Raw genomic sequence first — 701 nt, forward strand, 5'->3', positions numbered from 1 at the left:
GTGGCGCAGGTAGCTGTACAGCGTGCTCTTGGAGATGTGCAGCTTCTCGCCGATCGCGCTGACGCTCAGGCGACCTTCGCGGTAGAGGGTTTCGGCCGCCATGGCGGTGGCCTCAGCCTTGGCTGGCAGGCCCTTGGGACGGCCACCGATCCGGCCACGCGCCCGTGCGGCCGACAGACCCGCCTGAGTCCGCTCGCGGATCAGCTCGCGCTCGAACTCCGCCAGCGAGGCGAACAGGTTGAACACCAGGCGGCCTTGGGCGTGGGTGGTGTCGATGGGGTCATTCAGGCTCTGTAAGCCGACCTTGCGCTCTGCCAGCTCGCCGACCAACTCGACCAGGTGCTTGAGGGAACGCCCAAGGCGATCCAGCTTCCAGATCACCACGGCATCACCCGGCCGCACGTTGGCCAGCAGTTTGTCCAACTCCGGCCGGGCGCTTTTCGCGCCGCTGGCGATGTCTTGGTAGATGCGTTCGCACCCGGCCTGTTTCAGGGCATCGACTTGTAGGTCGGCTTTCTGATCCCGAGTGCTCACTCGCGCATAACCGATCTTCATCAAAAGTACTGTTTACTCGACTACGTTAGTAATAGTTGAACTTTGATTAAGCGTACCAGTTATTTGAACCGTAGCGCGGGGAGCTTAACGAACCGAGCCATTCCTCGATAGAGTTCGGCAAAACCTTCGTTTTGTCGAACCATTGC

1 protein-coding gene is annotated in these 701 nt (G+C 60.8%); it reads right to left on the reverse strand.

Annotated elements, in window-relative coordinates:
* On the reverse strand, nucleotides 1-555 hold a 555-nt coding region (locus M5G20_RS30070), incomplete at its 3' end, for a recombinase family protein (protein WP_273922124.1).
* Nucleotides 556-701: the final 146 nt, after the last annotated feature.

The organism is Pseudomonas sp. TNT2022 ID1044, from assembly GCF_028656895.1.
In the GTDB taxonomy this organism is placed as follows: Bacteria; Pseudomonadota; Gammaproteobacteria; order Pseudomonadales; family Pseudomonadaceae; genus Aquipseudomonas; species Aquipseudomonas reinekei.